This window comes from Mycobacterium sp. 1245111.1, assembly GCF_001673405.1.
Lineage (GTDB): Bacteria > Actinomycetota > Actinomycetes > Mycobacteriales > Mycobacteriaceae > Mycobacterium.
In genome coordinates this window covers 85,234-93,167 of the sequence record NZ_LZLV01000152.1, presented here as the reverse complement: position 1 = coordinate 93,167, position 7,934 = coordinate 85,234, and the positions used below count along the sequence as shown (strand labels likewise).

4 protein-coding genes are annotated in these 7,934 nt (G+C 71.4%); 1 reads left to right on the top strand and 3 read right to left on the bottom strand.

All coding sequences use genetic code 11. The features are described from left to right. A partial coding sequence (locus A5658_RS25330) for a TrkA family potassium uptake protein (RefSeq protein ID WP_067341922.1) occupies positions 1-1,039 on the bottom strand: 1,039 nt, incomplete at its 3' end. Positions 1,040-1,078: 39 nt separating this feature from the next. Here A5658_RS25330 and A5658_RS25325 point away from each other — a divergent pair. Next, positions 1,079-1,474, top strand: coding sequence for a hypothetical protein (locus A5658_RS25325; protein ID WP_067341919.1), 396 nt, complete (start codon positions 1,079-1,081; stop codon positions 1,472-1,474). 52 nt (positions 1,475-1,526) lie between these two features. On the opposite strand, the gene A5658_RS25320 is transcribed toward A5658_RS25325, so the two are convergent. Both A5658_RS25320 and A5658_RS25315 read right to left on the bottom strand, forming a co-directional pair. Beyond that, on the bottom strand, positions 1,527-4,814 hold the full coding sequence (locus A5658_RS25320) for an ATP-dependent DNA helicase (RefSeq protein WP_231997441.1): 3,288 nt from the start codon (positions 4,812-4,814) through the stop codon (positions 1,527-1,529). Beyond that, positions 4,811-7,912 (bottom strand): ATP-dependent DNA helicase, encoded by a 3,102-nt coding sequence (locus A5658_RS25315; protein WP_067341917.1) that lies wholly within the window; start codon positions 7,910-7,912, stop codon positions 4,811-4,813. The genes A5658_RS25320 and A5658_RS25315 overlap by 4 nt, the downstream gene beginning before the upstream one ends. Positions 7,913-7,934: the final 22 nt, after the last annotated feature.

Genomic DNA, 7,934 nt, shown 5'->3' with positions numbered 1-7,934 from the left:
GCCGATCGCCGGCCTCCAGAGCGTCGGCCTCCGGGGCGTCGACGCGCAGCAGGTGGTCGTCGCGCACTACGCCCAGCACGATGTCGGGCAGATGCCGCGGTGAGCCGCCGAGCTCGGACTGCTCGACCTCGCGCTCGGCGATGGCGAATCCGTGCGAGGGCGTCAGCAGGTCGTCGATCATCTCGACGACGCTGGGCGTGGTGGTGGCGACGCCGAGCAGCCGCCCCGCTGTCTCGGAGGACACGACCACCGAGTCGGCCCCGGATTGCTTGAGTAGGTGCTGGTTTTCGGCCTCACGGATCGACGCAACGATCTTGGCGTTCGGCGCGACTTCGCGCGCGGTGAGGGTGACCAGCGTCGCGGTGTCGTCGCGACCGGTGGCGACGATGATCGACGACGCGTGCTGGGCCGAGGCGAGCCGCAGCACGTCGGATCGGGTGGCATCGCCGTGCACGGTGACGAGGCCGGCAGCGGCCGCATGCTCCAGGACCGCGGGGTCGACGTCGACGACGACGAAGTCCTTGCCGGCTGCCTCGTCGCCGCACATCGCGGCGACCGCGGTTTTGCCTTTGGTGCCGTAGCCGATGACGACCGTGTGGTTGCGCACTGTGCTCCTCCAACGCTCAATCTTCCAGGCTTGCCGGGACCGCTCGGTGAGCACCTGGAGGGTCGTACCGACCAACACCACGAGGAACAGGATGCGCAGCGGCGTCAGTACCACCACGCTGATCAGCCTGGCGAATTCGGTGTACGGGGTCAGGTCGCCGTAGCCGACGGTGGTCAGGGACACCGTCGCGAAGTAAACGCAATCCAGGAACGTCAGCGGTCCGCCGCGAACGTCGGTGTAGCCGTTGCGGCCGAGGTAGACGGTGAGCACGGCGGCGGCCAGTGCCAGCAGTGCGACGACGATTCGGCGCCAGATCGCCCGGATCGGACTGAGTTGAACCTCGGGGACCCGAACGACGCCGACCAGGGCGTAGCCGGGTTTCGCGGTCAGCGTCTCGTCGAGATCGCGTTGCCGACGACTAACTCTGACCACAGCTCATCGGCTCGCCCGGACGCACGACACAATGTAACCATGACCGCCACCACACACAGTGCTCAACAGGACGCCGGCCAAACGCTCGCCTACCGCATCGCGGCGCTGCTGCTCGGTGTCGGCACCCTTCACTTCGTCGCACCGAAGCCGTTCGACGGCATCATCCCGGTCGAACTGCCCGGCAGCCCGCGCTTCTACACCTACGCCTCCGGTGTCGCCGAGCTCGGCATCGGGGCCGCGCTGCTGGTGCCACGCTTGCGCCGGTCGGCCGCGTTGGCGGCTGCCGCACTGTTTGTCGCGGTCTTTCCCGGCAACGTCAACATGTGCCGGCTGTGGTGGGACAAACCGTGGCCGATGCGCATCGTCGCGCTGGCCCGGCTGCCGCTGCAAATCCCGATGGTGACCGCGGCCCTCAAGCTCGCGCGCAACTCCTAGCGGCGACGATGCGGCCCGCCATGCGGGCCGAGGAGGAGCCGCTACATCAGACTTAGCTCAGCATCGCAGCCAGCTCGTCGTGGCTCGGCAGCCGCTCGGGGATGACGGTGCGCCCGGTCCGCACGTAGTGAAAAGCGGTGCGCACCAACGACTCCGGACAACCGCTGAGCGCGGCCCACGCGATCCGGTAGACACCGAGCTGAATGGCGGCGTGCCGCGCGGCGTCTGAGCCGTGCGGCGGTTCGCCGGTCTTCCAGTCCACGACGGTCGCGCCGCCGTCGGGTTCGCCGAAGACCGCGTCGATGCGGCCGCGAACCACTTTGCCGCCGATGGCCATCTCGAACGGCACCTCCACGGCGATCGGCGTGCGTGCCGCCCACGGCGAGGCCAGGAACGCCTCCTGCAACGCGGCCAGCTCGTCGGCGTCGCGTTGGGCGATGTCGGTGTCGGCGGCACCGGGCAGATCGGCGAGGTCGAACAACCGCTCGGCGCCGTAGAATCGCTCGACCCAGTCGTGAAAGGCGTTGCCCAGCAGGGCATGCGGCTCCGGCCGCGCCGGCAGTCGACGGGCGAGCCGCTGGGCCGCCTGCTCGGGGTCGCGGGCCAGGTCGACCAGGCTGCTGACGGATAGTCCGCTGGGCAGCGGGTAAGCGGGCGGTTGTGCGGTCTGGGCACGCTCTTGCAGCAGCGCATCGACGTCGGCGGTCCAGCCTTCGGTGTCGTGCGTCGCGTCGGCTGAGCCCGCCGCCATTGCGGCGGCGACCAGCTCTGCGCCGCGCTGGACGTCGGCGCGCCGGCCACCGAGCGGGTCGACCGGCCAGTTCGCCTCGTGCACGGTGTCGCGCAGCGGGTTTCGCTCACCGCCGGCCGGAGCGGGCGCCCACTGCTCGACCACGCCGCACGGCTGCCCGGCCTCGGCTGACTGGTCGATGATGTCTTTGAGCTCGCAGAGGAAATCCGATGGCCCGCGCGGTTTGATACCGGTGGCCGCCCAGTGATGGCCGGACAGCAGCAGCGTGTCCTCGGATCGGGTGATGGCGACGTAGAGCAGCCGGCGTTCCTCGTCGATGCGACGCTGTTCCAGCTGAGCCCGGTGGGCAGAGATTTTGTCCGACAACTGCTTTCGATCGGTCACGTCGGAAGTGTCCAGGACAGGTACTCCGGGTGAGCCTTTGGTGGAACGGTCACCGCGCAACAGCGGCGGAAGGTCGGCGGCGTCGGTGAGCCAGGTGCGGGCCTGTGCGGTGGACGGGAACAGCCCGCCCGACAGGTGCGGCACCGCGACCACCTGCCATTCCAAACCCTTTGCGGCGTGGACGGTCAACACCTGCACCCGGTTCTGCGCGACCACCACCTGGGCCGGGGCCAGACCGTTCTCCACGACCGCGGCCGCGTCCAGGTAGGCCAGCAGCCCGACGACCGAGGCCAGCGAACCACCCGAGGCGGAGGTCCGCTCGGCGTAGCCGTTGACCACGTCGGCGAACGCGTCCAGCTGTTCAGTGCCGGCCCACCCGTTGCCGGGCGATGCCGCCCGCACCTCGCAGTCGACGCCGAGCAGGCGGCGGACCTCGGCGACCAGGTCGGGCAGCGGGTGAAACAGGTGGCCGCGCAGCATGCTCAATTCGTCGGCGAGCTCGACGATGCGCCGATAGCCTTCGGCCGAATAGCCTTGGGCCGGGCCGGGATCGGCGAGCGCGTCGGCCAGGCCCGCGGTATCGGTCTGCGGACCGGCCGCCTCGGCGATCCGCTCCGCCGTGTGGTCGGACCGCGACGCCTGCGCGCCGTCGAGCGCGACGGCCCGTCGCCACAGCGCCGCGACGTCGCGGGCTCCGAGCCGCCACCGCGGACCGGTCAGCACCCGCATCGCAGCGGCACCGGCGGTAGGGTCGGCGACCAGGCGCAGCATGGCTAAGACGTCGGCCACCTCGGGGACCGCAAGCAGGCCGGCCAGCCCCACCACCTCCACGGGGATACCGCGGGCGCGCAGCGCGGCGGCGATCGGCGCGGCATCGGCGTTGCGGCGCACCAGGACTGCGGCGGTCGGCGGCGCGACACGGTCGGCGACCGCCCGCTGGTAGCACCGCTGCAGATGGTCCGCGAGCCATTCGCGTTCGGCCGCTACGTCGGGCAACAGCGCACAACGCACGGTGCCGGGCACCGCGTCGGGGCGTGAGCGCAGCGCATGCACCGCCACCGAGCGTTGGCGCGCCTCGGCGGACACGGCGTTGGCGACGTGCAGGGTGGTCGGCGGGTTACGCCAACTGGTACTCAGCTCGAGCACCGCCGCCGGGCTGCCGTCGGCCATCGGGAAGTCGGTGGTGAAACGCGGCAGGTTGGTGGCCGAGGCGCCGCGCCAGCCGTAGATGGATTGGATCGGATCCCCGACGGCGGTCAACGCGAGCTGCTCGTCGACGCCGCCGCCGAACAGCGACGACAGCAGCAGGCGTTGCGCGTAACCGGTGTCCTGGTATTCGTCGAGCAGGACCACCCGGTAGCGGCCGCGTAGCTGCTCCCCAACCTGCGGAACAGCCAGCGCCAGCCTTGCGGCACAAGCCATTTGGCCGCCGAAGTCGATGACCTTCTCCGCCCGCATCCGTCGGTGCAGGGCGTCGATCAGGGGCACCAGCTCGGCGCGTTCGGACTGCGTGGCCAACATACGCAGCAGCCACTGGCTGGGACCGCGGTCGCGCTGATAGCGCCCAGCGGGCAGGGTGTGCACCAGCCGTTCGAGCTCGAGATGGGTGTCGCGGACCTGGTCGGTGTCGACCAGATGCTCGGCGAGCTGACCCGACAGCCGCAACACCATCGCGGTGACCGCGGCCGGATTTTTGTCCGTGTTCAATTCTCCGGGGTAAGTGTTGACGACGTCGAAAGCCAGCTGCCAGAGCTCGGTCTCGCTGAGCAGCCGGGTGTCGGGTTCGACCGGCTGCGCGTATGCCGGGGTCGAGAGCAGACCGTATTCGCCCAGCAGTTGGCCGGCGAAGGCGTGATAGGTGCTGACAACCGGCGTCCCGGCGGGAGCGTCGCCGGGTTGGGCGGGGATCAACCCGGCGCCGCTGAGCCGGGCCAGCCGCGAGCGGACCCGCCGCAACAGCTGGCCGGCCGCCTTGCGGGTGAACGTCAGGCCCAGCACCTGCCCAGGGTCGGCGTAGCCGTTGGCGACCAGCCAGACCACCCGCGCCGCCATCGTCTCGGTCTTGCCGGCGCCGGCCCCCGCGATGACCACCAGCGGTCCCGGCGGAGCCGCGATCACCGCTGCCTGCTCGTCTGTCGGCTCGAAAAGTCCTAGTGCGCTGGCCAATTCGGCCGGGCTGTAGCGTGCCGGACCCATCACGGTCATGCGGGTCCCATTCCGTCGACACCGGTGTGGGCCGGACAGCTCGGCCGCAGCGGACAGTGTGCGCAACCGTCGTTGACCCGGGCGATGAACTGCGGGCCCGCGGTGGCGCCGGCCGCGTCGCGGATCTTCATCCGCCACTGGTCGCGCGCTTCGGGGGTCAACGGGTCCTGTTCACGTTCCGTGGCGCCGTTCGACCCCGCCTTGCCGAGATAGACCAGCCGGCCGCCGCCAGGGTCGTCACCATGGTCGACCAGACCCTCGGCCACCGCGAGCTGGTAGGCGGCCAGCTGAGCGTGCCACTGCGCGTCGTCCTTGCTGACCGGCGTCTTGCCGGTCTTGACGTCGACGATCACCAACCGACCGGCCGCGTCGCGCTCGATACGGTCGACTCGCCCACGCAGCCGGACGTTGTCATCCAGCACGCCGTCGACCTCGACTTCGACGCCGACCTCGGTCAGCTCACCCCGGGTCTGCGCCCGCCACGCCAGAAACGTCTCGACCATGGCCCGGTGCCGGGCGAGCTCGTTGTCTGCGTACCAACGTGATTCGAACGGCAGATGCCGCCAGGCCCGCTCCAGCGCAGCGAGCAACTCGGTCTCACTGCTGCCCGGCTCGGCGATCAGCGCATGCAGCACCGAACCGACCGTCGAGCCGAGGTCGCGCGGATCGGTCCCGCCGTGCCGTTCGGCCATCCAGCGCAGCGGGCAGTCGGTCAGCGTCTGCAGGCTTGACGGCGTCAGCGTCACGACATGGTCGTCGCCACTCCACATCGGCTCTGTGGTGCTGACCGGCGACATGCCGTACCAGCCGGCCGGGTCGGCGCCCGGGACACCCGCCGCGGCCAGGCGAGCCAATTGCTCTGCGGCACAGGCGCGCATCGCGTCGCTCACCGCCGCCGCCGGCGCGCACACCACGCTGCGTAACCGGCCGACGACCGCATTGGCGGACAGCGCCCGCGGGGCAAAGACCGGCGCAACCGCCGCGTCGGCGTTTCCGGTGGACCACTGCGCGATTTCGGCGAAGAACGGCGACGGCATGCTCGCCTCGTCACCGCCGCCGGCTTCTCCGTCGACCGCGGTGACCAACAGCCGGGTGCGCGCGCGACCCATCGCGGCGACCAACAGACGCCGTTCCTCGGCCAACAACGGCGCCCGCATCGACGCGTTCTCCGCGACGCCGTCGAGCACGTCGAGCAGCCGCTGCGTGCCGAGCACACCGCCACGCGGAATCGTGTTGGGCCACAACCCTTCCTGCAGACCGGCGATGACGACCAGATCCCACTCGTGACCGAGCGCCGCGTGCGCGCTGAGCACCGCGACCTGGCCGTCCGCGGATTCGGGGGCGGCGGCCCGCAGTTGCTCGGTGGTCAGGTGATCGATCAGCCCACGCAGCGACGCGCCCGCGGTCCGCGACAGGTACTGCTCGCACGCGTCGAACAATGCCGTCACGGCGTCGAGGTCGCGGCCGGCCTGAACACCGGCGGGCCCACCCCGCTCGCACGCCGTCAACCAACGACGCTGCAAACCGGAACGCTGCCATGCCGCCCACAGGGTGTAGCGCGGGTCCTCCTCGCGTCGATGCGACTCGGCAGCCGCATCCAGCACCTTGCGCACCCGCTGCAGCGACCGGGCCTGCGCCGCCGGCAGTCGGACGGCCGGGCCGGCGCCGAGCGCGTCGACCAGCAGGTCGCCGAATTCCCTTGCCGGACAGTCGATGTCAGCATTCCGCAAGGTGCGTCGCAGTTGACGCAGCGAGACTGGGTCGACGCGACCGATCGGCCCGGTCAGCAGCGCCACCGCCTGCTCGCCGTCCAGGCCGTCGGCGGTCGCGGCGAGCACGGTCAGCAGCGCCTGCGCCGCGGGGTGCGCCGCCAGCGGCCCGCTCAGCGCCGGCGGGACTACCGGCACGCCGGCGCGTGCCAGCGCGTGCGGCAACCCGGCCGCCCGCGGTACCGACCTGACCACGACCGCCATTTGCGACCACGGCACCCCGTCTATCAGGTGGGCACGCCGCAGATAGTCGGCGACCATCGTCGCCTCCGCGCCGGTCGAGCCAGCCAGCTTGACCAGCACCGACCCGGGATCGTCTCCGCTGCCGGCCATTTCGCCGCCGCCGGCAAGCCGGCCGCCGATGCCCGAGACCGCCCGCGCCACGGCCGGGGCGCAGCGATACGACGTGGTAAGTGTGACCGACGGTGTCCCGTCGCCCAGCAACGCCGCGGGTTCGGCGCCGCGGAAGCCGAACACCGCCTGGTCCGGATCGCCGGCCAGCAGCGTCACGTCGGCACCGGCGGCCAGCACCCGGACCAGCAGGGCGGCCTGCGGATCGAGTTGCTGGGCGTCGTCGACGAGCAGCACGCCGATCCGCGCCCGCTCGCCGGCCAGCAGCTCGGCATCGACGGCGAACGCCTCGAGGGCGGCACCGACAAGTTCGGCCGCACCGACGGCCGGCGTGGTGGCCTGCGGGGCCGCCGTTCCCACCGCGGCGCGCAGCAGCATCACCTGTTCGTAGCCGCGCGCGAATCGGCCAGCGGCAGCCCATTCGGGACGGCCCGACAGCCGGCCGACCCGTTCCAGTTGTTGCGGGTCGACGCCACGCTCGGCGCACCGGGTGAGCAGCTCGCGTAGTTCGGCGGCGAAACCGGCAGTACCCAGGGCCGCCCGCAATTCGGCCGGCCACGCATCGGCGCCGTCGGCGATCTCGCCGGCCAGCAGCTCGGCGATGATCGCATCCTGCTCGGCGCTGGTGACAAGCCTGGGTGGCGGGCCGCCGGCCCGCTGGGCCGCCAGCCGCAGCACGGCGAAGGCGTAGCTGTGCACGCTGCGCACCAACGGTTCGCGGATGACCGCAGGGCGGCCGGAGCCCTGTTGAGCGCTCAGCAACCGCGATGTCAGCGCGCTGCGTGCCTGCGCCCCGATTCGGCCCGAACCCGTCAGCAGCAGAACCGATTCCGGGTCGGTGCCAGCCCCGATCCGGGTGGCCGCGGCGTCGACCAGCAGTGAACTCTTGCCGGTGCCCGGCCCACCGAGCACGCGCACCGTGCCGCGCAGTCCGGGATCGAGGACGGCGCGGGCCTCCGGGCCCCAGTGGTACGACATAGCGGGAATGACATCACGGGGG

What these genes read in the sequence shown, in the direction of transcription:
- A5658_RS25325 (WP_067341919.1), top strand. Translation starts at nt 1,079, where the DNA reads ATGACCGCCACCACACACAGTGCTCAACAGGACGCCGGCCAAACGCTC.
- A5658_RS25315 (WP_067341917.1), bottom strand. Translation starts at nt 7,912, where the DNA reads ATGTCGTACCACTGGGGCCCGGAGGCCCGCGCCGTCCTCGATCCCGGA.
- A5658_RS25320 (WP_231997441.1), bottom strand. Translation starts at nt 4,814, where the DNA reads ATGACCGTGATGGGTCCGGCACGCTACAGCCCGGCCGAATTGGCCAGC.